At 47.4% G+C, this 21977-nt stretch carries 20 protein-coding genes; 9 read left to right on the top strand and 11 right to left on the bottom strand.

Annotated elements, in window-relative coordinates:
• Positions 1–51 precede the first annotated feature (51 nt).
• Positions 52–2724 (top strand): DUF2339 domain-containing protein, encoded by a 2673-nt coding sequence (locus tag H7T88_RS20205; RefSeq protein WP_221790029.1) that lies wholly within the window; start codon positions 52–54, stop codon positions 2722–2724.
• A 72-nt stretch (positions 2725–2796) separates the two neighbouring features.
• Here H7T88_RS20205 and H7T88_RS20200 read toward each other — a convergent pair whose 3' ends face one another.
• Positions 2797–3222 (bottom strand): hypothetical protein, encoded by a 426-nt coding sequence (locus H7T88_RS20200; protein WP_221790027.1) that lies wholly within the window; start codon positions 3220–3222, stop codon positions 2797–2799.
• A gap of 116 nt (positions 3223–3338) precedes the next feature.
• Positions 3339–3494, bottom strand: a complete 156-nt coding sequence (locus H7T88_RS20195) for a hypothetical protein (protein ID WP_161556899.1) — start codon at positions 3492–3494, stop codon at positions 3339–3341.
• Positions 3495–3735: 241 nt separating this feature from the next.
• Here H7T88_RS20195 and H7T88_RS20190 point away from each other — a divergent pair, with 241 nt between their 5' ends.
• Positions 3736–4416 (top strand): FHA domain-containing protein, encoded by a 681-nt coding sequence (locus H7T88_RS20190; RefSeq protein WP_123063975.1) that lies wholly within the window; start codon positions 3736–3738, stop codon positions 4414–4416.
• A 140-nt stretch (positions 4417–4556) separates the two neighbouring features.
• Complete coding sequence (locus tag H7T88_RS20185; protein ID WP_221790025.1) at positions 4557–5135, top strand: class I SAM-dependent methyltransferase; 579 nt, start codon at positions 4557–4559, stop codon at positions 5133–5135.
• Between the two features lie 411 nt (positions 5136–5546).
• Here the strand turns inward: H7T88_RS20185 and H7T88_RS20180 are convergent, their stop codons facing one another.
• The 3 genes from H7T88_RS20180 to H7T88_RS20170 form a co-directional block, all read right to left on the bottom strand.
• On the bottom strand, positions 5547–7952 hold the full coding sequence (locus tag H7T88_RS20180) for a carbohydrate-binding domain-containing protein (protein WP_221790023.1): 2406 nt from the start codon (positions 7950–7952) through the stop codon (positions 5547–5549).
• A 68-nt stretch (positions 7953–8020) separates the two neighbouring features.
• A complete protein-coding gene (locus tag H7T88_RS20175; RefSeq protein ID WP_090921491.1) occupies positions 8021–8701 on the bottom strand; it encodes a DUF4956 domain-containing protein in 681 nt (226 codons plus the stop codon).
• Entirely contained in the window at positions 8694–9527 is an 834-nt protein-coding gene (locus tag H7T88_RS20170) for a polyphosphate polymerase domain-containing protein (RefSeq protein WP_154889985.1), read from the bottom strand. Before H7T88_RS20170 ends, H7T88_RS20175 begins: the two co-directional genes overlap by 8 nt.
• Before the next feature lie 249 nt (positions 9528–9776).
• Between H7T88_RS20170 and H7T88_RS20165 the strand changes: the two genes are divergently transcribed.
• From H7T88_RS20165 to H7T88_RS20155, 3 genes are all read left to right on the top strand, one after another.
• Complete coding sequence (locus H7T88_RS20165; protein ID WP_221790020.1) at positions 9777–10454, top strand: response regulator transcription factor; 678 nt, start codon at positions 9777–9779, stop codon at positions 10452–10454.
• The gene (locus H7T88_RS20160; RefSeq protein ID WP_221790018.1) at positions 10454–11854 is read left to right on the top strand and encodes a sensor histidine kinase; all 1401 of its coding nucleotides are present in this window, start codon (positions 10454–10456) and stop codon (positions 11852–11854) included. The genes H7T88_RS20165 and H7T88_RS20160 overlap by 1 nt, the downstream gene beginning before the upstream one ends.
• A 174-nt stretch (positions 11855–12028) precedes the next feature.
• On the top strand, positions 12029–12283 hold the full coding sequence (locus tag H7T88_RS20155; RefSeq protein WP_221790057.1) for a hypothetical protein: 255 nt from the start codon (positions 12029–12031) through the stop codon (positions 12281–12283).
• A gap of 201 nt (positions 12284–12484) precedes the next feature.
• Here H7T88_RS20155 and H7T88_RS20150 read toward each other — a convergent pair whose 3' ends face one another.
• Positions 12485–13252, bottom strand: coding sequence for an SDR family NAD(P)-dependent oxidoreductase (locus H7T88_RS20150; RefSeq protein WP_154889991.1), 768 nt, complete (start codon positions 13250–13252; stop codon positions 12485–12487).
• 222 nt (positions 13253–13474) lie between these two features.
• On the opposite strand from H7T88_RS20150, the gene H7T88_RS20145 reads away from it, so the two are divergent.
• The gene (locus tag H7T88_RS20145) at positions 13475–14110 is read left to right on the top strand and encodes a TetR/AcrR family transcriptional regulator (RefSeq protein WP_167375745.1); all 636 of its coding nucleotides are present in this window, start codon (positions 13475–13477) and stop codon (positions 14108–14110) included.
• A gap of 70 nt (positions 14111–14180) precedes the next feature.
• On the opposite strand, the gene cobA is transcribed toward H7T88_RS20145, so the two are convergent.
• The 4 genes from cobA to nirB are packed head-to-tail and all read right to left on the bottom strand — an operon-like array spanning position 14181 to position 18654.
• Positions 14181–14951 (bottom strand): uroporphyrinogen-III C-methyltransferase, encoded by a 771-nt coding sequence (gene cobA / locus H7T88_RS20140; RefSeq protein WP_221790016.1) that lies wholly within the window; start codon positions 14949–14951, stop codon positions 14181–14183.
• Positions 14948–15829 carry a formate/nitrite transporter family protein gene (locus H7T88_RS20135; RefSeq protein WP_221790014.1) on the bottom strand — a complete coding sequence of 294 codons (882 nt, stop codon included), beginning with the start codon at positions 15827–15829 and terminating at the stop codon, positions 14948–14950. Before H7T88_RS20135 ends, cobA begins: the two co-directional genes overlap by 4 nt.
• A gap of 49 nt (positions 15830–15878) precedes the next feature.
• Positions 15879–16196, bottom strand: a complete 318-nt coding sequence (gene nirD / locus H7T88_RS20130; RefSeq protein WP_154959575.1) for a nitrite reductase small subunit NirD — start codon at positions 16194–16196, stop codon at positions 15879–15881.
• A 16-nt stretch (positions 16197–16212) separates the two neighbouring features.
• A complete protein-coding gene (gene nirB / locus H7T88_RS20125) occupies positions 16213–18654 on the bottom strand; it encodes a nitrite reductase large subunit NirB (RefSeq protein WP_221790013.1) in 2442 nt (813 codons plus the stop codon).
• Between the two features lie 647 nt (positions 18655–19301).
• On the opposite strand from nirB, the gene H7T88_RS20120 reads away from it, so the two are divergent.
• Positions 19302–19895, top strand: a complete 594-nt coding sequence (locus H7T88_RS20120) for an ANTAR domain-containing response regulator (protein ID WP_221790012.1) — start codon at positions 19302–19304, stop codon at positions 19893–19895.
• 18 nt (positions 19896–19913) lie between these two features.
• Complete coding sequence (locus H7T88_RS20115) at positions 19914–20990, top strand: anthranilate phosphoribosyltransferase (RefSeq protein WP_090921517.1); 1077 nt, start codon at positions 19914–19916, stop codon at positions 20988–20990.
• Positions 20991–21002: 12 nt separating this feature from the next.
• On the opposite strand, the gene H7T88_RS20110 is transcribed toward H7T88_RS20115, so the two are convergent.
• A complete protein-coding gene (locus H7T88_RS20110) occupies positions 21003–21551 on the bottom strand; it encodes an acyl-CoA thioesterase (protein WP_186809692.1) in 549 nt (182 codons plus the stop codon).
• Positions 21552–21977 lie beyond the last annotated feature (426 nt).

Below are 21977 nucleotides of genomic sequence, written 5' to 3'. Positions count from 1 at the left end.
TCTATAGTAAAATATAGGAAAACATCTTATGACAACCAATGGAGGAAGTCCATGAAGGAATTTAAGGAGCGGCTTAGGCAGGTTCAGGAGCAGCAGAGGCAACTCGCTAAGGACTATCAAGCCTTACTACAGGAGTATCAGTCCGATGACCTTACGGTTCGCAACGAACAGTTGCTGGAGCAGACGGAAACGCAGCAACTTAAACTGCAACAACTGGAACGTCGTGCACGCCAGATGGAAGAAGAGAATGCGCGTCTTCGCATGGCATTGTCCGAGCAGATGCTGGACGAGAAGCTGAATCTGATCCGGGTATCGCGGGAGAAGATGGAGACCTATTTTCAAGGCAAAACGGCAGTACATAACGACCATATCAGCGAATTGGAGCATCGAACCAAAGCTAATCTGAATACTATCTTCAATCAGGCTTCCCAGCATCTGCAAGAGGATGCGGCTGAAATGAAGGAACGGATTGCCTACCTGGCAAACGAGGTGAAATCACGGATCGAATCGCACAAGCAGGCTGTGTGGGAGAGAGCTGAGGCAGTTCGCGGCCAGATGCAGCATGGTTATGAGCAGATGGCAGAGGAGGAGCTGAGCGAGGAAACGATCCAACGCCGAATCAAGCAAAATCGGATGGAGATGCGGATCGGGCTGAGCTGGATTAACAAGGTAGCGATACTGCTCCTGATTCTGGGAGTCGGCGCAGCCTTTCGATACTCCTATTCAACGTGGTTTAGCGATGAGATGAAGGGTGCGGGCTTTTTCCTGCTTGGCGCACTGATGCTAGCAGGTGGGGAGTGGCTGTTCCGCCGGAAACAAAAAACATTTGCCATGGGACTGCTTGGCGGAGGCATATCTGTGTTATTTGGTTCGATATTCTACAGTTATTTCCTGCTGCATATTATCGGGCTGTACACAGGTTTGGGTTTATCTGTGCTGGTGTCAGCTGTGTCCGTCTTGTTGTCTTTAAGGTATCAGTCCAAGACGATCTGTTCCTTTGGTCTTGTGGGTGGATATTTGCCATTCTTCTCTTACCTGTTCACGTTTGGGCTGGAAGGCACAGCGGTCTATACCGCAATGATCTATCTGTTGCTGCTGAACGGCATCATTGTGTTTATTTCCTTTGGGCAGCGTTGGCCGGTAGTGCACTACATCAGCTTCCTGTTCCACACGCCGTCCATGCTGATTCTGTTGTGGCTGTCGCCGAGTGAACAGGTGGGGATGCTGTATTCTGTGGTGACTTTTGCCCTGTATCTGGGTATTACGCTTGCGTATCCGTTTAAACATCGGGTGAAGCTGACTTGGTTGGATTTTGCCTTGTTAGCAATGAATACGAGCTTGAGTTGTCTTGTTTTATATGTATTGCTTGATGCGGCGGGCTGGAATGGTGCGCAGGGCTTGCTTGCTGTTATTTTTGCACTCGTCTATCTCGGACTTGCGAGGTTTGTTCAGCGGCATATGGCGCAGGAGAAGCAGACCATTTTACTGTTCTATCTTACGTCGCTCACCTTTACCATTCTGTTTGTTCCGTTCCAGTTTGGTTCGAAATGGCTGTCGATGGGCTGGCTGATTGAAGGCGTGTTACTGGTTACGTTTGGACATTTCAGAAAATTTAAGGCAGTCGAGCGTGCGGGCTGGGGCATCGTGCTTCTATGTATTACATTCTTTGTGCAGTATGATTTGTTATCATTATTCTTTGTGGGGGAACAGTCGTATTTTATGTTAAAATACTCCAGTCTTACGCTGGGAACTCTGCTCATTACGCTTTATTATGCTTGGGCAGTACGCGGAAACGCCACCGAAGGAAGGGGAAGGAGCCTCAGCTATGCCCCGTGGGAGCGTGGTTTCCTGGAAGGTTTCAGGTACGTGACCCTTGTAAATGTATGGTTATACGTGCTCTATGAATCGAATGAACTGTATGTCAGAGCTATGGATGAAACGTTCTTCTTATATATGTTCTACAAGTTGCTTATGTTTGCGGCGTTGACTATTGCTTTGGCGTATGGACTGGGCAAAGTGAAGTTGCTTCGTGATCCGTTCCTACGGGGATACACACTCTTCCTGCATGGCGTTGGGTGCTGTATTGCACTGGCTGTTACCTTGACGATGCCGGCATTGCAGGCAGGTGTAGAACAGCATACGGCAGCCGAAATTGTCGGACTGGTTGTCCTGATTATTTTCAACGTGGGTGTATTCTTCGCGGGGCGAGACTTACTCATCGCGGGTATCCGTGGTCAGTTCAAAAGTGTCGAGTGGTATCCCGTTATTGCGGGCATCTACTTGCTCGGCGTCATCACCGTGTTCCTGACCATTCAGTTCCAGTGGGGTGACATAGGACTGATGTTCAGCTTGATCTACCTTGTGCTGGCTATTCTCTATATTGCGTACGGGTTCCGTAGAAAATATGTCATGATCCGGCGTCTCGGTCTGGGCCTGACGTTGTTCGCAACTGGCAAGATGGTGTTCTACGATGTCAGTCTGTTGACGGCAGGCAGCAAAATCATCGCGTATTTCAGCTTTGGTCTGCTGCTACTGGGTATCTCGTATCTGTATCAGAAGGTGTCCAGCCGGATGGAGGAGATTCAGGCGAAGGTTGAGGGTGAAGTTCAGAACATATCCACTACAGCGGATACAATAAATCCAACAAATCAATCAACGCGATCCAATGAATCTGAGAAAAGTACCTCAGGTACATCCGAAGAAACAGATAATGAACAACATTGATGTAGGCTTATAACGTCGTCAAAGGACTCTGGAATTAAAGTGATTTCAGAGTCCTTTTTAGTGCAAAAAATGCTATGGGATATCTTCGTATAGCTCAGTCATGAGGTCTGCCACTTCGCCCTGTGGCTCGATTGGCTGATGATTTATATTGGTAGGTGTCATATAAAATACGACGGTGTCCTGTTTGAACATGGTCATATGAAATAACACACCTGTTGTGTCTTCTGCGTCTGGATGCTCGACAATTTTTACATGTCGAATCTTTTCAATCCAGTCATGGATCAACTTGGGATTGGTCGTTCTTTTTGTAGAACCGTCACTGCCACTCATGATTTCAATTGAATCTACTTCAGTGATGTTATCTGGATAGAAAGACCCCAGCTCTCGTGGAGTTTTATTTAATTCCGCTGGATTGGGCAGATCAGAGCTTTGACAACTGCTAAGGATCAAAGCAGCAAAAAGAGCGCATGTGATTGCGTGAATGGTATTTCTTTTCACTGTAATTCCTCCCCTTATATTGTGGAACGAAGGACGTGCTACAAATGTTTCGTATAGATGACATTCGTGAAACGTTTTGTACAGGAGTCGCGTTTATAATAGAGTAGCTGCCACATTTAAGGTTGATTGTTCATTCGAAGCCATGAGATTTCGGAGGCCGATGTCCCCTCTGGTGATACACCGCCATCGTCACTCACGCGTGACAGCACGGTTAGGGTGATCGATAAAGCGAAGGCAAGCAGCACGTATATCAAAATGGTTTTTTTCTTCATGGGAAATACCTCTCTTGTTGAATAAGCTAAAGCGTCCGTCAGGGCGTTATGAGAAAAAATGCACAACGTCTGGTATAGTTATAGAATGAGTAAAGAATGTTTAAGCCTGTTTAAGTCTATGGTGTTCCTGTATATCACTATATGAAATGGCAGACATGCAAACAATGGAACAAATCTGATGAATTTATCAGTACTCGAATGAAAAGATAGAGATCGAGTGACATTAAAGGTGGGGAATAACATGCGGGAGACGGCAAAAATCGTCATTCGTACGCCGGGACAGGAGAGCGATGGTTCATTCGCCTATGTGAGCCAGGGCCGCTCGATTACGGTGGGGCGTTACACAGGTGTCAGTGAACTGGACTTGTCCATCTATAATCAGATGATATCGAAGCGGCATTGCCGCATTCATTATGACACGAAAGAACAGCTCTGGATCGAGGATCTGGATAGCAAAAATGGAACCGAACTTAATGGGCAACGCCTCGTCCCATATGAGAAATATCCGTTTGGCGAAGGCGACAGCCTGACACTGGTCAACGGTTTGATTCACCTTCGGGTGGAAGGTGATCTCGGGGAGACGAGAGAATATCGTATATCAGACTTGCTCGGCGAGGGTGTGCGTTTACAGGATCATCTGCAGACGGTGCAGGTAAACGAAGATGAAATTCCGCTGTCCAAGAAGGAATACCAATTGTTCAAGCTGCTGTATAGTGAGCTGGATCATTTTGTAACGAGGGAGCAAATTATTGCTCAGGTGTGGCCGGAACGAAGTATGTTGGAGAGTGATCCGGTGGGTATCGACGAGATTAACTCGCTCATCTACCGCACGAATCGCAAGCTGGGCATTCATTTTACGATTAAATCCGTTTACAAAAAAGGGGTATACATGAAATCTCATGTCGGGGAAACTGGCGAATAGTCACATCACTTCCTCTAGACAGAATTACCAAGTAATATTAAGTAATGATGATCAGGTCTTTTAAAAGAATATAGACATAGGAGAGGGAAGCTTCTGCGCGGTCATAGACCGCCGAAGCTTCCCTTTGTTATGATGAGTTCATGATGATTATTCAATTAATTCCATGGCTGATTGCCGTGTTAACTTTGATTGCCGTTGTATGGATCGTAATCGTAAGTTGGAAAAATGGAATCTCGCCCATGCCGACATCCCGCCCGGTCAGGCAGGTAGTGATACAGGAGGTCAATCGAATAACGGGTTATGCAGATATTATGGAGGCGGGTTCGGGATGGGGAACACTTGGCATGGATGTGGTGAAGCATTGTCCTGGCAAAAGACTGACGGGCATTGAAAACTCACTTATCCCACTGTGGACTTCTCAATGGCTGACATGGCTAAGTATATGGCTCCACCGCGCTAGAGGACAACAGCATTCGTTCAAGGGACGTCTGCGCTTCATCCGCGGCAACATCTATACATGTTCCTATGCTCATGCCGATGGTGTGATCTGTTATCTGTTTCCGGGTGCGATGACTCGGCTCGTGGACAAGTTCCAACGCGAGCTGCCGCCGGGGGCGAAGGTAATTAGCATCTGTTTTGCATTGCCAGGCAAAGAACCGTTACGCACCATCACCTGCCGCGATGCGTTGCGAACCAAGGTGTATGTGTATGCTTTTTGAGAGTAGGGCAGGTTGGAATTCTCTATAGCTGTAAAATGGTTCCCTCCTTATCCTTGATTTCGTCTCAGCTAACTTCTAACGATCACCAGAGACGTTATTTGGCTGGATTTAACCATTCTTAAAATCTAACGATCCCCAGCGACGCTATTTCGGTAGAAAAGCTATATTTTGGCCGTTTTCTGGCATGTTTCTTGGAAATAAGCTTTGTGGAGATCGTTAGAAAACCTTTAGAATATATATCCATATTCGCGTTAGGCTTACAGGTTCCTGTTGGATGACCTATCTTCCCCATGTGAAAAACAAGCAAAGTCCGGCTCTGATTTCACCTTGATTGTGAAATCAGAGCCGGACTTTTTAAATTTGTGTAGGTCAGGGCAGGCTTGCCCTTTCGGCTCACAAGTACATCATCAGTTACTTTGCCGAATCCGTAGTTCCAGTTGTGCTTGTCGTACCCGTTGTATTTGTAGATGTACCGGATTGTGAACGATTTCTTCCACCGCCGAATCCGCCTTGTCCATTGCCACCGCCAAAACCACCCATGCCGGAGCGCGCTGTTGTTACGCCTGATTCATTCACCCAAGTCACATTACTTGTGGATTGGAAGGCAACGATTTGGGTTCCGCCGCTATACGTACCATCGGTATAAAGTCCATCTACCGCTTTGTCTGTCGATGTTCCGCCAGAGTAAATGACGTAAGAGCCATCTTTTTTCAGGTCTGGTGAGCTAACGACTACGTTTTGGTAGTCTTTGGCTGGTGCAAACGTCAGAATATTATTTCCTTTGCTGTCCTGAACATGAACCAGTGTTCCAGCTTTTTGTGTCTCAGGGAATGTCATCACGATTGCATTTTGCGTTGAATCATCGGAAGTGCCTTGCGCCATGCCAGAGCTTCCCGCAGCCACCAGATATCCGCCACTGATTACAAATGTGCCGTCATAATCCAGTGCCCCATTACCGTTATTCGTTGGGCCATTCACGATAACCGTTCCGCCCGTCATTGTGATGGAGCCATTGGAATCCAGACCATCACCACCAGCATTTACGGTAAGGGTTCCGCCGTTGATGTGAAGCTCGTTATTGCCTGATGATTCGCCTGCCATACCGCCAGGGCCACGGGTTTGCTGGCTTGCGTCCGAACCTTGTGCCGACTGATCTGACGTGGATGTGGTACCCGTCGTTCCAGTGGAGTTAGCAGTGTCTGTATCTGCTGATTTGTTTGTGTCGATAGCAGAACTGCTGTTATTTGTAGCTTTTCCCGTTGTAGTTGCTGTTGTGCTGCTCGTTGTTGCCTCACCACCAGCGGCATTCACCCCATCATCTGACGCCGTTACGTCTACATCCCCATCATTCAGGGTGATAATTGCCCCTTCGAGCCCTTCATAACTTTTCGTAATTTTGATTGTTCCGCCGTTAATCGTCAGCGCCTGATCGGCGTGAATGCCATCATCTCCAGACTGAATGTTGAAAGTCCCATCGTTTACTGTCACATTGCTATTGCTGTGCAAGGCATCATCCATAGAATCAATGGTGTATGTTCCACCATTCACCGTGAGATCAGTTCCTGCTTTAAGTGCTTTGGCGCTTATAGATTCTTCCTCTGTTGTCGTCGTTGCATTGTCTGCATCAGCGTTGGATTCAGATGATGTTGCTGTAGTGCTAGCCGCACCGGTATTTGCCGCCTTCGTGGAGTTCGTTGTTGTACCGCTGTTTGCATTGCCATTTGGCATCGCTGGCATATCGGCAGGTGGTTCACCATCCGGTGGGGTGCCCATATCGGTTGGAGGTGTGCCGCCATTCATTGCACCATCACCACCGAAGCTACCGCGGCCTCCGCCAAAGCCGCCACCGCCGGGGCCTTCTTCGACCTTGGCAGGTGCATTTGTACTGCCGCCAGCCGTCACGATGTTATACGTACCGCCATCGGTGACAAGTGCGGTTTCCGCCTGAATGCCGTCGTTGCCGCTCTGAATGTTAAAGGTACCGTCTGCAATCGCGACAAACCCTTTGCTGGCATCCGTATCATTGGTTGATTTAATTCCGTCACCTGTTGCATCAACAGTAATGGTACCCGACTGAATGGCAACCATATCTTTGCCTTTAATGCCGTCGTCGGCTGCCTTGACGTTAATGGAGCCGCTGATGATTTTCAGATCATCTTTGCTTGTAATTCCTTCATTATAGTTGCCTGTGACGGTCAACTGACCTGCACCGTTAAACGTAAGATCGGCTTTGCTAAAGATGGCCGCATCCGGCTCATCGGTGCTGCTGTCTGCATATACGTATGTTTTACCATCGGAAACGGCGTTTTGGGTTCCTTTTTCAAGCGTAATCACCGCTTTGCCTGCCTTTTGAATGTAGATTCCTGCACTGTCATTGTCATGAATAGTTGCGCCGTTCAACACGAGATGTACCACACCTTTATCGGCAACATTGACCACGATCTGGCCGTCGGTTAGCTCACCGCTCAGCACATAAGTGCCTGCTTCCGAGATGGTAACTGAACCGCTCGCTGCCTTTGCACCCGAACCTGTAATTGTTGCTGACGTACTGTTCAGCTTGATCATGGTTGAATCCGCTTCAGTCCAGCTGACATTCGTATCATCGGCATCCAGGGAGACCAGATCGGCATACTTCACGGACGTAGACTCGCTGACGGATACGATTTTGGTTGTTCCTGTTGTGGAGACGGCTGCATTGGCTGTGTTGCTTGTCGTTGCCGGAGTACTGCATGCCGCGAGCAAGCTGGTAATCATGGCGATGGACCACAGTTTGCTGCCTGTAATGATGTTTTTACGTTTCTGAGTATTTTTCTTCATATATATCGTTCCTCTCCAAATCATAATGGTGGGTAATCGAACAAGCGAGCGAACTATTCTTCCAAATTTTAATATTCTGTCGTTGGACTCATCGTTAACGAGATATCCAGATTGCCGTTCCGTGTACGGATGGCATCGAGGAATTGCTTCTGATTCACGCTCTCGTGAATCGTGACGTTATAGACCAGTTCGTACAGGCTACCGAGTTCGGTCGTTCTGATTTTTTTCAGATCAAATGGGATATTAAAGGTATGGAATACTTCGTTCAGAGCTTCTTCATAACTCAAATTCTCGGGAATGGTAACCTTGAGCGTCTTCTGTTGACTCTTTTTCCCGCCAAAGTTAAATCGGTTCAGTACAAACATCAGCACGCACAGGATAACGGTGAACAGAACAGCGTAACCAAAAGCCCCTACACCACAAGCTAGACCGGATGCCATCGTGAACAAAACGTAAGCAATGTCTTTCGGATCACCAGGAGCACTGCGGAAACGAATGATGGAGAAGGCTCCTGCCAAGCTGAAGGCCCGGGCGATATTGCTACCGATCAGCAGAATGATGATGGCAACGATCACGGGAAGCACAACCATAGTCAGCGTAAAACTCTGTGAATAAGTGGCCTGATTGGTTTTCATATAGGTAAGGCTGATGATAAGCCCCAGGAGAATGGCAAGTCCAATCGTGATGACAGCACTGCTGAAACTCAAGGTTGAATCGTCTAGGGCGGAACTGAAAAGGGCATCAAGCATAGAGTACACGCTCTCTTTCTCTAATTAATTTCTCTTGTGAAGTAACCGGGGCCGCATCGTTAGGATTAAAATCAGTACCCGGGATAAGTTCTCGTTCGTTCTGATAATTCAGATTGGTGGTTCTCACCAGATGTCTGTATTCATTGCCGTATTTGGAAAATCCGGTCCGGTACAACCTGTGCTCCGAAAGTAATTGGGACAGCCACATCGGAACGGTTTTCTCGGCTTTGACTTCCATCAGCCAGCGCCCGTCTTTCACGAGCGGTTCACCGTAGTCTCCCTGTTCCAGCTTCAGATCATATCTGCGGCTGCGGATGTTGGTGTCAAAGGTAATGCGAAGATCGCGGCTGTTCTTATCGAACAGTGCCTTACGTTCATAGGCCAGATACACTTTGGGCTCAAGGTCATAGAGCCTGAGAAAATATTTGATCTCTTCCAGCACCTGCGGGTTCATGTAGTCGGCCAGCTCTGGCGCTTGTCCCGAGCGGACAAAATCGTAAGCTTCATCCAGCTTCAGCGCAGTTCTGCGTTTGTTGACGAGGCCGAACACTTTCTTTTTGATCTCCAGATATACTTTCGCATTCTCTTCAGGTACACCATAAGCTCGCAAACGCAGCTTTTCCTTGTATTTCGGTTTGGACAAACTCGCTCGAATCAGTGAATCCTGCGGTGTATCGAAGTACAGATTACTGATGGAGTAAAACTCATGTTTTTTGTTGTAGGCATCCAGTTCCATGTAGTGGAGCAGATCGTTGTAAAAGTGTTGGTATTGCTCATCGGTCAGCAGGTACTTGCTCTCATATCGGTTGAATACTTCAATCGCCACGACGGTTCAGTCCTTTCGGGTATGGATAAGTTGGTGTATGTTTTAATTATGTTTGGTTTGTTGTGTGTTGCTGTCATGTCTGTATCTTAGCGAAGCAACCTTGAATGAATCTTAAATCGTTTTACATTGCGTTAACATTTCTTTTCCTTCATCTATATCGTGAGGGTGTTCCAATTATTAAGGTTGATTCAAGGTTTAATTGATAGAATGAGAACATACAAACCATCGTGAGCAGAGGATGAATAGAGGATGAGAATTTTAATTGCGGAAGATGAGGTTCATTTGGCAGAGGCCGTATCTCAGATTTTGAAAAAAAATAACTACTCCGTGGACATGGTCCACGACGGCAGGTCAGGACTGGATTATGCGCAGAGCGGCATCTACGACCTGTTACTGCTGGACATTATGATGCCGGAGATGGACGGCATAACGGTGCTTAAAACGCTCCGCGGTGAAGGAAACCATACTCCGGTTATTTTACTCACAGCCAAAGGAGAACTGTCGGACAAAGTATCCGGCCTCGATTACGGTGCCGATGACTATATTGCAAAGCCTTTTGCCACGGAAGAATTGCTTGCCCGGATTCGGGCGGCCTTAAGACGTAAAGGAGAAGTGATCCCCGAGGATGGGGTGAAGTTTGGTGATATCGAACTGAATACCACTCAGTTGAAGCTGAGTGCACAGGGCAAAGAGATCAAATTAAATCTAAAGGAGAACGAGCTGCTGGAGCTGCTGATTACCCGCAAACAGGCGATCACCTCCAAAGAGCAGATCATTGAGAAGTTATGGGGATTCGACTCAGATGTCGAGTACAACAACGTGGAGGTCTACATCTCTTTTTTACGCAAAAAACTAACCTTCCTGAATTCGGCTGTCCGCATTAATACGATTCGGGGCGTGGGGTATGTACTTGAGGTGATGAGCTAATGTTCAAGAAACTCCGTAATCGGTTCCTGATTGTCAATCTGGTATCGATCTCGATTATGATGCTGGTGGCTTTTGTAACGATTTACACGATTACGTACCAGAATGTGCAACGCGAGACGAATATGGAGCTGTATAAGGTATCTGATTTCTACCATAACCCGTTTGGTTTGGGTGCTCAGCAGTCACGAGGTGAAGGGCAGAGTGGGGGAGCAGGAGTAGGGACAGGAACGGGAACGAATTCCGGATCGGCAACTGTACCCTCTTCTCCGAGTAGGGGCGGGGGCAACAACAGTAACGGCATGAACGGTGGAAACTTTGGTGGGTATCGAGGACCGGGTGGAGATCTCGGCGCACCTCCTGCCCGATCGGTTTCTTTTATGATCCAGACCGATAAGCAGTGGAAGATTACCGATACCCATTCGCGGTTTGATATGGAGGACTCGTTTTACACACAGGCTCTGCAAAAAGTAGATCAGGAGAAAACCGGTCAAGGTGACAGTAGTCGGTGGACTGGACAATTTGCACTGGATGGCACGGACTGGGCCTATGTGGTTGATCCAAGCGGGGACGGGCACATGATCGTATTCATGGATGTGACTGCGCAGCAGGGTATCCTGACCAATCTGATTTACACTTTTACAGTGGTTGGACTGATTATGTTGATCGTCATCTACTTCCTAAGCCGTTATTTTGCCAACCGTTCCATTGCGCCTGTGCGTGAAGCGTTTGAGAAACAGAAACAGTTTATTGCCGATGCCTCCCATGAATTGAAAACACCTCTGGCAATCATTAATACGAACACGGATGTCTTGCTGGCGAATCAGGATGAGACCATTGAGAGTCAGGCCAAATGGCTTCACTATATCAAATCAGAAACCGAGCGGATGTCTGGACTAACGAATGATCTGTTGTATCTGACTCAGATGGAGGACTCACGTTCCACCCTGATCCATACCAGGTTTAATATGAGTGAAGCAGTGGAAAGTATTATTTTACCGATGGAAGCTGTGATTTTTGAAAAAAATATCTCCCTTGATTACAGCATTGATCCTGATCTGATGGTTCATGGAAACCCGGAGCAGATCAAACAGGTGGTTCTGATCTTGCTCGATAACGCCGTGAAATATTCCGGGCCAACAGGGGCTGTGAACATTATACTTCAGAAGCAAAACCATGATGTGATGCTGACCATCTCCAATACGGGTGAGGGGATCGCGCCAGAGCATCTGGAACGGATCTTCGACCGCTTCTATCGCACGGACGTATCAAGAGCGCGTAAACACGGCGGACATGGCCTCGGTCTGGCGATTGCCAAATCTATTGTAGAGCAACATAAGGGAGAGATTTACGCCAAAAGTGTGGTGGGTGAGGGGGCTACATTTTATGTGCGGTTGTCGTAGGGTCGATGCTAAAGTAGCGAATGGCGAAATTGAGTACCTTATCATAAAGGTGCCGCAAAAGGCTGGGCATAAGTTCTGCCCGTAATGGGATAACCTATGCTACAATGACAGCAAGATGTATAACCAAGGAGATGAACATACGTGGCAGACAACAACGCAATTAATGAGCAGGAAATGATGCAATATATCGCTGACAAAACAAAGGCTAGCCAAGCAAATATCGAACTTGTATTGAAGCATGAGCAAGCTTACATCAACAAGGCACATGAGAATGCTAAAGGTAAAGACGTCGATATTGACGGCGACGATCTGTCTGACTACATTCTAAGCCGCAAAGATGTGAAGCTTGACGAGCTGACTGTCGAAAGTATTTTGGATGCGGAAATGGATTATTTGATGGACAAAGGTCACGCGGGATACGTGGATTAAAAATTCTAACGATCACCAGCGACACTATTCAGGTGTTTATACCGAAATAGTGTTCATGTTGATCGTTAGTTTAGTGGAGTAGCACAATAGCAAAGGTAGCCCTGATGGATATACGTTAGTGCATAAGAGAAAAAAGACCTCAACATCACACAAGGGAAGTGCCCTTCATGGTGGTGTCGAGGTCTTTAGTTTTATGCACTATTACTGACCCATCATACCGCCGTCTACAGTGTAGAGGGATGCGGTAACGTAAGATGCATCTTCGGACAACAGGAAGTTCATCACGGCTGCGACTTCTTCCGGTTCACCGTAACGGCCCATTGGAATGGCAGATACTGTAGCGGATTGGTAATCTTCCACGTTGCCTGAGTTAGCTTCGATCTGACGCATCATACGCGTGTTGATTGTACCTGGCAATACGGCGTTAACGCGAATGTTGAAAGGTGCCAGCTCGTTAGCAGCGGTACGTGTGAGACCAACAACGGCATGTTTGGACATAATATATGGAGATACCGCCGGAGCGCCCATCAGACCAGCAAGGGAAGAGGTATTCAGAATCGCACCGGATTTTTGTTTTTTCATCACAGGAATGACGTTTTGCAGACCAAGGAATACCCCGCGAATATTTACGTTGTATACTGTATCAAGTGCTTCAACGCTCAGGTCTTCAATTAGACCCGTTGGCCCTTCAATACCGGCATTATTCGCAAAATAATCGATACGTCCAAATGCATCCATTGCTTTTTGTACGTAATTTTTAACATCTGCTTCATCGGATACATTGGCTTTGACCGCAATGGTATGCTCTTGATCGAGATTCAATTCTGCAATCGTTTTGGCAATCGCTTCTTCGTTCAAATCAACCAAGACCAGATTGATTTTACGTTCAGCCAAGCGACGTGCAAGCTCTTTACCAATTCCTCCGGCAGCTCCTGTAATGACAGCGGTTTGTGTGTAGGATGTACTCATGATTGAATCGTCTCCTTATAATATATAATGGGCAGGTAATCTCCATAGGAATTAAATAATAAATTCAGTGGGTGAAAACCTGTCGTCTTTAGTTCCTGTCTTAATGTTAAGATATACATAAATATGTGACAATAATCATTGACAGCGCAAATGTCAGCTACTGAACACAGATGTAAGCGTTGTTCATTTAGGTTACAATAATGGACAAAGGAGGCGGAAGTGTTGATTATTGAACACCCTCAGGATCGGAGAGCACGAAGAACGCAGGATGCGATCATCGCTGCGGCGGTATCTTTAATATTGGAAAAGGGGGCTGACGCCCTGACCATCCGGGATATTACGGAACGAGCCGATTATAATCGGGGGACCTTTTATTTGCATTTTCCCGGCAAACCGGAGCTACTGCAATTTCTTCTGGAAGACTTCCTGCAAGGATTAGGACAGGCTTACGCCTCACCGTATGCTAACCTTACAGAAGTAGATATGACCGGACTGTTACCGTCGACTATGCCTGTGTTTGAATATATTGAAAATCACCAGGATCAATTCAAGGCGCTCATGACAATGCATGGGGATATGGCGCTCAGGATCAACAATGTGTTCCGGGATTACCTTACTCAGGACTTCATTTTGGTAACTGAAGACAGTGAGCAAGTGATCAATTATGACATTATGTTAAGTTATCTCGTATCCGCAACCGTGGGGGTTATTATGCATTGGGCAGAGGTGGGGTTCAAATATTCCGCCCATTATATGGGAGAACAGCTGACAGCTCTTATTAACATCAAACCGACCCGTCTGCTGATTGAACCAGGGCAGAAGGGTCGGATGATGAATGAGCGTATGTTTTCGGACTAAATACATGCAAATACATGCTTATTATACTATGTGAATGCGTTCCGCTGCGGGATCTGCGTACAACTGAAGGTTAACCCGTCATTGAAGCAGATGCAGCATGCTGCATCTGGAGCAATTGTTCGCGGATGAGTACGGACTCTCCAACCATAATTAAAGCTGGATTACAGATGTGATGCATATTAGCTAATGTCTGCAGTTCGGCAAGTGTGCCTGTGACAATTCGTTCTTCACTTGTTGTTCCTCGTTCAATTAGTGCGGCTGGTGTATGCCCGGCTTTGCCATGACGAAGCAACTCTTGCTGTATCTGTGATAACTGGCTTATCCCCATGTAAATCACAAGCGTATCTACGCTATGCGCAAGCAGGTCCCAGCGAACAGAGGATACACTTCCGTCGCTGCCGGTTCCCGTTACGCAGGCAAAAGAAGAAGCGACCCCGCGATGGGTTAGTGGAATGAGCGAAGAAGCGGAAGTACCCACAGCCGAAGTGATGCCTGGGATAATCTCATACGGGATACCAGAATCCGCCAGCACCAGCGCTTCTTCACCTCCACGGCCGAAGATGAACGGGTCACCACCTTTAAGCCTGACAACGTGTTTGCCTTCTGCTGCATGAGAAGCCAGCATACGTCCGATCATCTCCTGGCTCATAGAGTGAAGCCCGGGAGCTTTGCCACAGTAAATACGGAGAGCACCATCCCGCGCCTCAGCAAGTAATTCATCCGTGACAAGTCGATCGTACATAATAACATCAGCAGACTGAATCCGTTTCAGGGCTTTGACTGTAATCAGTTCGGGATCACCAGGACCAGCACCGATGATACTTACCAACCCTCTGCTCATGACCGTGTCCCCCATTTCGAAGTTGTATTGGGAGCTGTTAGCCCTGATCTGCCACCTTGAATGGTCGCTAGCGGAGATGATAGCTTAAGCGAGCTTCCCCAGTGATGCGCAAAATACAGACCAAGACCTGTAAATACAGCGCCGCCCAAAAAATTACCTGCCAGCACCGGAATCTGATTCCACAGCAACCAGTCTGTAATCGTGACATGAGCGCCAAGCATCATGCCGGCCGGGATCACAAACATATTCACAACGGCGTGTTCAAAGCCTTGGGCAAAAAAGATCGTAATGGGCAGCCACATCGCCACGATTTTCCCCAGTGTAGATGTAGAGGTCATCGCCATCACGGCTCCGAGCGCAACCATCCAGTTACATAGAATGGCCTTTATGATGACAAGCACGATGCCTGCCCCGCCCAGATGCTGATATCCCAGTGTTTTCGTTTCGCTGGTTTGAATCAGTGTTTGAACGAGTGGGTTACTCATATCTGTACCCATCTTGGTTATCGTCAGGCCGTATAATAGTGCGTAAAATGCACATCCGATCAGGTGACCGATAATTACCCAAAAGTAATTACGAAGCATATCGATAAGTTTGACTCTGCGCTTCATCACTGCGAGCGGAATCAAGGCGAAGTTTCCTGTCACCAGTTCAAGACCGAGCAGAATAATGATTGCGAATCCTGCCGGGAAGATAAGTGCACCCGCCAAACCAAGCGAAGTTTGAGACACGGCAGTATACGCCAGCGTAGTGGCAAAGGCAAGGATGGCCCCAGCCAGAAAACCGCGGATCAACATCTGTACCCGATTCATTTTGGCTTTATGTTCACCAACGTCAACCATGGCTTGCAATACTTCTGCAGGTTTAACAAAATCCATCGTGCACCCCTCCTTCTGTCAGCATTGTCTTGTAACACTAATCAATTGGTTAACCTGCAATCGTAATATAGATATCCCCGCTATCTCCGTCCACTTCTGTTTGGTACGTGTTCAAGCAACCATCGTCCGGTTCATGGACCTTGCCGCTTCGCAGATCAATCTTCCAGTCATGTAATGGACAGTGAACGGCTGTGCCGCAGACCATGCCCTCCGATAGCTTGCCGCCCTTGTGAGGGCAGCGGTTTTCTACGGCATGCAGGCTGCCGTCGCTCAGTTTGAAAACGGCAATTTCGGTATCCTCGACCAGAAAGGTACGAGCCCCTTTTTCATCAATATCGGCCAGATGCCCAATGCGAAATCTACTCATCGCTGATCCTCCTCTTCTAGTGAGCTACCGGTTCTGCACCGGACAGTGGGGTGAAGTTTTTACGCAATTTCTCATCTTCAATAATCTCTTTCCAAGGATCTACCGTGTGACCCAGTGTCACTTCCAGACGTTCAACCAGTGCGAGACGTACGTCTCGATCTGCTAGAGCCTCCTTCACGTGATCCAGACCTACCCGTTCAATCCAGGCCGCTGTTCTCTCATTCCATCTTGCGTTCTCTCTATAGTATTGCAGGTAAGCATAAGTCCACTCTTCGACTTCAGCATCTGTTTTCACCGTACATAACAGCTCGGCTGCGCGAACCTTCACACCGCCGTTGCCTCCAACATGAAGCTCCCATGCGCCATCGATGGCTACAACGCCCAGATCTTTAATCGTTGCTTCGGCACAGTTCCGCGGGCATCCGGAGACCGCCAATTTTACTTTTGCTGGAGCGACCATCTTGTCGAGTTTCTTCTCCAGACGAATGCCCATTTCTATGGAATCCTGTGTACCGAAGCGGCAGAACGTATTACCTACACATGTTTTTACTGTCCGTAAAGCTTTGCCGTAACCAAAGCCGGAAGGCATGTCGAGTTCTTCCCATATCTTCGGCAGGTTTTCCTTCTGTACTCCAAGTAGATCGAGTCGTTGTCCACCCGTAAATTTGACCATAGGTACGTCGTATTTCTCTGCAACTGTTGCGATCTTGATCAGTTCTGCCGGGGACGTTACGCCACCGTAAATTCGTGGAATAACGGAATACGTACCGTCCTTCTGAATATTGGCGTGGTACCGCTCATTCGTGAATTTGGATACTCGCTCATCCTCATACTCTGTCGGCCAGATCATACCGAGGTAGTAGTTGAGGGAAGGGCGACATTTGGAGCAGCCTTCTGGCTCATCCCAGCCCAGCACGTTCATGACTTCTTTGACGGTTTTCAGGCCCATTTCCTTGATTTGAGCCACAATTTCATCCCGGTCATAGGAAGTACAGCCGCAGATGCCTTCTTTAGTCTGCTCGCCAACATTGTCCCCTGCATAATACGTGAGCAGTGATTCCACGATTGGTTTACATCCTCCACAGGAAGCGGAAGCTTTCGTGCAGGATTTGATAGCACCGACAGTGTTACATCCTTTATTGAGAACAGCATCACCGATGGCAGCTTTCGTTACACCGTTACAGCCACAGATGATCTCATCATCTGGCATGGCAGCCATGCGCTCGGCTACAGACGGGCCGGAACCGGAACCGCCAGAAGGCACGCCGAGCAAAATTTCTTTTTCACGACCGCTGATGTCCTCACCGCTTTTAATTAAGGAAAAGAGGGATGCGCCATCGGTCGTATCACCAAATAACACTGCACCGACGAGCTTGCCGTCCTTGATCACCATTTTTTTGTAAACACCGTCTACATCATCCTGAATGCGAATGCTGCGTGTGTCTGGCGAGTCCTTGAATTGTCCGGCAGAGAATACGTCGACTCCCGAAACCTTCAGCTTGGTTGAAGTGACCGACCCTGCGTATCCTTCGGTTGCTGCACCAGCGAGCCGTTTGGCAAGAACCATACCTTGTTCATATAACGGAGCTACGAGTCCATAGGCAATACCGCGATGCTCCGCACATTCTCCTACAGCAGAGATTCCAGGGATATTGGTATGCATATAGTCATCCACGATGACCCCGCGATTAACGTCCAGACCGCTGTTTCGAGCCAGTTCGATCTGCGGGCGAATACCGACCGCCATCACAACGAGGTCTGCCTCAAGCACCGTTTGATCGGTGAAGCGAAGTGCTTTAACCCGGCCTTTGCCTGTAATCTCTTCCGTATGTTTGTTCAAAAGGAACTTCATTCCCTGCTCCTCAAGCTCTCGCTGAAGCATTAATCCAGCAGGCAGATCCAGATTTCGATCCATCAAGTGTCCGTTAATATGAATGACGGTTACGTCCATACCCAGATTCAATAGTCCGCGGGCAGCTTCCAGACCGAGTAGTCCACCGCCGATGACAGCCGCCTTGCGGTACTTTTGGGATGCTTGCATCATCGTTTCACAGTCTTTAATGTCACGGAAGCCGATGACCCCTTCTTTATTCGCGCCTGGAAGAGGCAGGATGAAAGCCTGTGAACCTGTCGCCATAATCAGCTCGTCATAGGATGCGTGGACCCCATTCTGAGATACAACTTCCTTGCGTACCGTATCGATCTGCACGACAGGGTCACCCGGATAGACATGGACACCGTTATCTTCGTACCAGCTCCAATCATTAATCACGATATCTTCAATGGATGTTCCGCCTGCGAGAACGGAAGATAGCATGATTCGGTTGTAGTTTGGATGCGGCTCTGCGCCAAAGACGGTAATGTCATATGCATGTGGTGCGAGTTTCAGAATATGCTCAATTGTACGAATTCCCGCCATACCATTGCCGACCAGCACCAGTTTTTTCGTTGTACTCATTGTGGTTAGCCCCCTCAGATCCATTTCTGTATTCTGTTTACTACGCTACCTTCGTCTGTTCCTAAAAATCGAAAAAGCCTGTCATGCCTCGGAGGACTGCGCATATACATACGCATCCCTTATCTCCGAATTTGCAAAACAGGCTTCATTGCCGTTTCAACCAGCTACGTCGTTGTAACTGTGAGTGATCCTTCAGTTATGGAGTTCTTATGGGTTAACTATAAAAGAATGATTTGTTCATGTCAATATAGTTAACATAAAAAAGTATTTGAAATTTGAAGTTAATTATGTTTACATGAGTTTAAAGAAAAGCTGAATCGGCTACGTAAAATATGCTTTAAATTACAAAAAATAAGAAAATAAATCCATGTATCACTTCGTAAACGCCATATAATGTAGGAAATGTGCCATAGTACTCATGATTAACCCATTATTTGTTCCATTTTAATTCATTAGGATCAGACCGAGGATCAGAATGCATCTCATGATGCTACTTACGAATACTTCAGAGCACCTGGAATTTTGAAATATAGATGTTTATTCCTTGATTTTTGTTAGGTAACATGACATTATAGCGCTTTCATGTGGTAATGTATTAAAAGTGAGCGTGGGTACTGTATATCAATATAAGGAGGGATTGATCCATCATGCGATCCATATTGGTCATCCGTGTACATCCCATTCAGGCCGGCTCGTCCGAAGCAATCCCTCTAACACCGGAGAAGCTGCTGGGAGCAGTTGGCTATCATGTTAAGGTCTCGGACAGTGAGGATGAGGTGATGAAGCTTGCTCGTGAAGTCGATGCCTCCATCCTGCATTTGTCTCTTGCGGACGTGGCTTATTGGGTAAAGCGGCTGGGTGAGGAGAAGTCGAATGCTCCGCTGCTCTGGTGGTGTGCTCCGGATACAGCATCTTCCTCTGTAGAAGACTGCGAGGTTGATACCTCGTTTGATGGCATTCTTACACCGTCTATGGCTGGGCCGGAGATTCATTGGACGCTGCACTTTGCTGCGCGGCGTTATATGGAACGCAAGCAATGGGAGCAAGAGCGAAAGCAACTGCAGTCCAGATTGGAAGATCGGAAATGGATTGATATGGCGAAGGCGATCTTGTGTGATTTAAAGCAGATCTCCGAATCGGAAGCCTATGATCTGTTACGCAAAAAAGCGATGGATGAACGCAAACGGATGGTCGATGTAGCTACAGCGATTGTGAAAGCACATCAACTGCTCCAGTCATAATTGGAAGGAGGATGCTCTATGGATATGTCTCAGATCCTCAGAGAGGTAGGGCGTGGCAAACGAGGCTCACGTGATCTGAATTATGCAGAGGCATTGAACGTTGCCGAGAATATATTGAAACAGCAAGTTTCTCCTGCCCAGACGGCCGCATTTCTTATGGCTGAGCGGATGAAGATGGAGAATGTCGAGGAAATGGAAGCCTTTGTCCATGCGTGCCGGAACAGTGCGGAGCGTTTCTCCGTATTTCAGGATAGCTTGGATTGTGCGGGTCCTTACGACGGACGAACCAAGTCATTTATGGCGACATACCCTGTGGCATTTGTACTGGCGGCAGCGGGTTTACCGGTTACGCTACACGGTAGTGAACCTTTACCACCTAAATGGGGAGTTACGCTGTCTGTTGTATTGAGAGAGGCAGGGATTGATACACGGAAGATCGACCGGGAAAATGCCCGGAGTGCTGCTCTCCATACAGGTGTAATGTATGTTTCTGCGGAAGACTGGTGTGAGCCGTTACGCAGACTTCGTCCATTACGGGAAGAACTAGGTTTTCGAACGGTACTGAATACAGCCGAGAAGCTGATTGATTATAATCATTCGCCTTATCTTGTTTTTGGAGTGTTTCATAATACGTTTCTGGATCGAATAGCCAAGCTTCTTACTCGTTTTCAGTATCAACGTGCTTATGTTATTCAAGGTATGGAAGGATCGGAGGATCTCTATATTGATCGTCCTACACGTGTATATGCTGTGGAGGATGGTGAGATGAAGCTTGAACTTGTAGATCCTTCAATCTACGATCTGGATATGCCTGTGCCGGATATGATCTGGACCGCGGCGAGGCAAGTTGAGGTGGCGGAGAGTGTACTACGCGGGGATGGCCATCTTACGTTTGTAAATCAGGTGCTGTTAAATGCGGGCTTTCGACTATATGTTGCAGGACGTGTCCCTTCCATAGAGCAGGGTATATACATGTCTAAGCAGTATATCGAAAGTGGAGCTGCGTTCCGGCTCTATCAACAGTGGTGTGTTTCTATGGGAGGAGAGTTGCCGGATAGCAGAACGATATCGATCTATCCGGCATCCTCCGGTTAAACTGTTCTGTGCTTATTCCCAAGGATATGTTACGGTCAGGAAGTCAGCGAACTTTTTGCTCTCTTCCCGCCGTTGTTTCCGCATAGCTGCGCGGTCAGGCGCAGTCTCGTACAGCTTTTTCTCCTCTTCAGTCTCCGGAATAATACGGGGCACGATCAGTTTGCGGTTATTTTCATCCAGGGCCACAAAGGTCAGGAAGGCTGTTGCCGCAATTTTTTTCTCCCCTGTTATCAGATCCTCACGAATAACCTTCACGAAAATTTCCATGGAACTGCGGCCAGTCCACGTAGCGAACGATTCAAGTGTTACGGAGTCCGTAGGATTAATCGGGTACAGAAAATCGACAGAGTCGGTTGATGCAGTAACGGTATTTACCCTGCACAACTTGGAGGCAGCGATAGAGGCAATATCGTCAATGTAGGACATCAACTTGCCGCCAAACAAGGTGTTATGATTGTTGACATCTGTCGGGAATACCCGTGCCGTTTTGAAGCAGCGCGTTTCACGTACATACTTTCTCTCCGTTTGATCCATCTCCGTTGGTTTCGGTATCTCTCTCATGTTTCTTCCTCCTTACAGTATGGCTGTTATGATTGTATTTCTAAATGCAGCATTTCTTGTGGGCTCTTCTTTGTTCAAAAGGTTTGCTATTTATATAAGTTGAAACATTCATTTACACTCTAACGGAGAAGAGAGAAAAAACCTGAAAAAGCGAAGCTACAAGCTTTCTGTAAGAAAGCTGCATCGGAAGCACAGGCTGCGCCTTTATCACCGGATTTCACCTTTGGAAAAGGGAATCAAAAAATCTGGGGATAACAGCGATTGTAAGGTTATTCTCTCATCGGAGTGGGCTGTGTAAAATCTTTGAGTCCAACTTATATAGTATAGGTGTCGGTTAGGAACATATTCAAATGTAGAGGTACGAGACGAGGTAATACGAAAAAACCGCCAGGCGCGGACCGGCGCGCAGGCGGTGGGACTTCAATC

Origin of the sequence: Paenibacillus cucumis (ex Kampfer et al. 2016), from assembly GCF_019748695.1 — a bacterium.
Classification (GTDB): domain Bacteria; phylum Bacillota; class Bacilli; order Paenibacillales; family Paenibacillaceae; genus Paenibacillus; species Paenibacillus polysaccharolyticus.
The sequence above is the reverse complement of the archived record's forward strand: the minus strand, read 5'-3'. Positions and strand labels throughout refer to the sequence as shown.

What these genes read in the sequence shown, in the direction of transcription:
- H7T88_RS20205 (WP_221790029.1), top strand. Translation starts at nt 52, where the DNA reads ATGAAGGAATTTAAGGAGCGGCTTAGGCAGGTTCAGGAGCAGCAGAGG.
- H7T88_RS20195 (WP_161556899.1), bottom strand. Translation starts at nt 3,494, where the DNA reads ATGAAGAAAAAAACCATTTTGATATACGTGCTGCTTGCCTTCGCTTTA.
- H7T88_RS20190 (WP_123063975.1), top strand. Translation starts at nt 3,736, where the DNA reads ATGCGGGAGACGGCAAAAATCGTCATTCGTACGCCGGGACAGGAGAGC.
- H7T88_RS20185 (WP_221790025.1), top strand. Translation starts at nt 4,557, where the DNA reads ATGATGATTATTCAATTAATTCCATGGCTGATTGCCGTGTTAACTTTG.
- H7T88_RS20180 (WP_221790023.1), bottom strand. Translation starts at nt 7,952, where the DNA reads ATGAAGAAAAATACTCAGAAACGTAAAAACATCATTACAGGCAGCAAA.
- H7T88_RS20175 (WP_090921491.1), bottom strand. Translation starts at nt 8,701, where the DNA reads ATGCTTGATGCCCTTTTCAGTTCCGCCCTAGACGATTCAACCTTGAGT.
- H7T88_RS20165 (WP_221790020.1), top strand. Translation starts at nt 9,777, where the DNA reads ATGAGAATTTTAATTGCGGAAGATGAGGTTCATTTGGCAGAGGCCGTA.
- H7T88_RS20160 (WP_221790018.1), top strand. Translation starts at nt 10,454, where the DNA reads ATGTTCAAGAAACTCCGTAATCGGTTCCTGATTGTCAATCTGGTATCG.
- H7T88_RS20155 (WP_221790057.1), top strand. Translation starts at nt 12,029, where the DNA reads ATGATGCAATATATCGCTGACAAAACAAAGGCTAGCCAAGCAAATATC.
- H7T88_RS20150 (WP_154889991.1), bottom strand. Translation starts at nt 13,252, where the DNA reads ATGAGTACATCCTACACACAAACCGCTGTCATTACAGGAGCTGCCGGA.
- cobA (WP_221790016.1), bottom strand. Translation starts at nt 14,951, where the DNA reads ATGAGCAGAGGGTTGGTAAGTATCATCGGTGCTGGTCCTGGTGATCCC.
- H7T88_RS20135 (WP_221790014.1), bottom strand. Translation starts at nt 15,829, where the DNA reads ATGGATTTTGTTAAACCTGCAGAAGTATTGCAAGCCATGGTTGACGTT.
- nirD (WP_154959575.1), bottom strand. Translation starts at nt 16,196, where the DNA reads ATGAGTAGATTTCGCATTGGGCATCTGGCCGATATTGATGAAAAAGGG.
- nirB (WP_221790013.1), bottom strand. Translation starts at nt 18,654, where the DNA reads ATGAGTACAACGAAAAAACTGGTGCTGGTCGGCAATGGTATGGCGGGA.
- H7T88_RS20120 (WP_221790012.1), top strand. Translation starts at nt 19,302, where the DNA reads ATGCGATCCATATTGGTCATCCGTGTACATCCCATTCAGGCCGGCTCG.
- H7T88_RS20115 (WP_090921517.1), top strand. Translation starts at nt 19,914, where the DNA reads ATGGATATGTCTCAGATCCTCAGAGAGGTAGGGCGTGGCAAACGAGGC.
- H7T88_RS20110 (WP_186809692.1), bottom strand. Translation starts at nt 21,551, where the DNA reads ATGAGAGAGATACCGAAACCAACGGAGATGGATCAAACGGAGAGAAAG.